Genomic DNA, 2,877 nt, shown 5'->3' with positions numbered 1-2,877 from the left:
TGTTGATGATCGCGACCTTGATCGGGATGTTGTTGATCGCGCAGGTGGCGAGCTCCTGATTGGTCATCTGGAAGCAGCCGTCGCCGTCGATCGCCCACACCGCGCGCTCGGGCTGGGCCACCTTGGCGCCCATCGCGGCGGGCACGGCGTATCCCATGGTCCCGGCGCCGCCGGAGTTCAGCCACGAGTTGGGGCGCTCGTACTTGATGAACTGCGCCGACCACATCTGGTGCTGGCCGACGCCCGAGGCGAACACGCCCTCGGGTCCGGTCAGCTCGCCGATGCGGCTGATCACGTGCTGCGGGGCGAGCAGGCCGTCGGTGGTCGGCGCGTAGCCGAGCGGGTACTGATTCTGCAGCCCGCGCAGGTACGCCCACCACTCCGACGTGTCGGCCTTCTCGGTGCGGGCGTGCAGCGCCGCGTCGAGGTCGACGAGCACGTCCTTCAGGTCGCCCACGATCGGCACGTCGGCCGCGCGGATCTTGGAGATCTCGGCGGGGTCGATGTCCACGTGCACGACCTGCGCGTTCGGCGCGAACAGCGCGGCCTTGCCGGTCACGCGGTCATCGAATCGCGCCCCGAGCGCCACGATGAGGTCGGCCTCCTGCAGCGCGAGCACCGCCGGGACGGATCCGTGCATGCCCGGCATGCCGAGGTGCTGCGGGTGCGAGTCGGGGAACGCGCCGCGGGCCATCAGCGTCGTGACGACGGGCGCGCCGCTGCCCTCGGCGAGCGTCTTGAGCTCCGCCGCCGCCTGCGCCCGGATCACACCGCCGCCGACGTACAGCACCGGCTTGCTCGCCTGCGCCATGAGCGCGGCCGCCGCCTGGATCTGCTTGCCGTGCGCCTTCGTCACCGGGCGGTAACCGGGCAGGTCGATCTTGGGCGGCCACACGAACGGCGCCTCGTTCTGCTGCGCGTCCTTCGTGATGTCCACGAGCACCGGTCCCGGTCGTCCGGTCGACGCGATCTCGTACGCCGCCGCGATCGCGCCCGGGATGTCCGCCGCGTTCTTCACGAGGAACGAGTGCTTGGTGATCGGCATCGTGATGCCCACGATGTCCGCCTCCTGGAACGCGTCGGTTCCCATCAGCGTCGAGAACACCTGACCCGTGATCGCCAGCAGCGGCACGGAGTCCATGTAGGCGTCGGCGATGGCCGTCACGAGGTTCGTGGCGCCGGGGCCGGAGGTGGCGATCGCCACGCCGACCTTGCCGCTCGCAGCGGCGTAGCCCTCCGCTGCGTGGCCGGCGCCCTGCTCGTGGCGCACCAGGATGTGGCGCAGCGTCTTGGCGGACATCAGCGGGTCGTACACGGGCAGGATCGCGCCGCCGGGCAGGCCGAAGACGTCGGTGACGCCCAGCAGCTCGAGCGAGCGGACGACCGCCTCGGCGCCCGTGATCACGGGCGCGGAGGCAGACGTGGAGCGGGATGCGGGCGGCCGCGGGAGGACCTTGGCCGCGTCGAATGCAGAATCGGACGGCATGGTGATGCTTCCTTGAGGTGGGGTCGAGAATCCGCGTGAGGGACGCGGGGTCAGCCGGTCGTCGCGCCCTCCGCTGCGGAGCGCACGAGTCGCGAGTACTTCGCCAGGACGCCTCGGGTGTAGCGCGGGGGCAGGGGCTCCCAGCCGGAACGGCGGGATTCGAGCTCTGCGTCGTCGACGAGTAGGTCGAGAGAGCGAGCCGCGATATCGACCCTGATCAGATCACCATCGCGCACCAGGGCGATCGGACCTGCGTCCACTGCCTCGGGTGCAACATGGCCGATGCACAGTCCGGTTGTGCCGCCTGAGAATCGACCGTCCGTCAAGAGTAGTACATCCTTGCCGAGCCCGGCGCCCTTGATGGCCGCCGTGATGGCGAGCATCTCGCGCATGCCGGGGCCGCCCTTGGGGCCCTCGTAGCGGATCACGACCACGTCGCCCGCATTGACCTTGCCCTCGGCAAGCGCGTCCATCGCGGCGCGCTCGCGCTCGAACACGCGCGCCGGCCCCTCGAACACCGCGGCGTCGAAGCCCGCGGTCTTCACGACCGCACCCTCGGGCGCGAGCGAGCCGTGCAGGATCGTGATGCCGCCCGTCGCGTGGATCGGGTCGTCGAAGCGGTGGATGACCTCGCCGTCGATCGGATCCGGGTTCAGGTCGCGCAGGTTCTCTGCCACCGTCTTGCCGGTCACGGTGAGCGCGTCGCCGTGGATCAGGCCCTCGTCGAGCATCGCCTTCATGATCACGGGGATGCCGCCGTGGCGGTCGACGTCGTTCATGACGTACTTGCCGAACGGCTTCATGTCGGCCACGTGCGGGACCTTGTCGCCGATGCGGTTGAAGTCGTGCAGCGTCAGGTCGATCTCCGCCTCGCGCGCGATCGCCAGCAGGTGCAGGACGACGTTGGTGGAGCCGCCGAGCGCCATCGCCAGTGCGATCGCGTTCTCGAACGACTCCTTGGTCAGGATGTCCTTGGTCGTGATGCCCTGGCGCAGCAGGTTCACGACGGCCTCGCCCGAGCGGTGCGCGAAGTAGTCGCGGCGGCGGTCAGCGGCGGGCGGCGCGGCCGAGCCGGGCAGGCTCAGGCCCAGGGCCTCGGCGACCGACGCCATCGTGTTGGCCGTGTACATGCCGCCGCAGGCACCCTCGCCCGGAGCGAACGCGCACTCGATGCGCTTGAGGTCCTCCTCGCTCATGAGGCCGGCACGGCACGCGCCGACGCCCTCGAACGAGTCGATGATCGTGATGTCCTTCTCGGTGCCGTCCGACAGCTTCACCCAGCCGGGCGCGATCGATCCGGCGTACAGGAACACGCTCGACAGCCCCAGGCGGGCGCTCGCCATCAGCATGCCCGGGATGGACTTGTCGCAGCCCGCGAGCAGCACCGTGCC

Annotated in this window: 2 protein-coding genes; both read right to left on the bottom strand. The window is 70.1% G+C overall.

Annotated elements, in window-relative coordinates; all coding sequences use genetic code 11:
• A partial coding sequence (gene ilvB, locus RIF89_RS13390; RefSeq protein ID WP_309069588.1) for a biosynthetic-type acetolactate synthase large subunit occupies positions 1-1,486 on the bottom strand: 1,486 nt, incomplete at its 3' end.
• Positions 1,487-1,536: 50 nt separating this feature from the next.
• Positions 1,537-2,877 (bottom strand): dihydroxy-acid dehydratase (locus tag RIF89_RS13385; protein ID WP_309069587.1); only part of this gene is annotated, 1,341 nt, incomplete at its 5' end.

It is taken from the genome of Microbacterium sp. (genome assembly GCF_031178525.1).
Lineage (GTDB): Bacteria > Actinomycetota > Actinomycetes > Actinomycetales > Microbacteriaceae > Microbacterium.
This window is presented reverse-complemented; position numbering and strand designations above follow the sequence as displayed.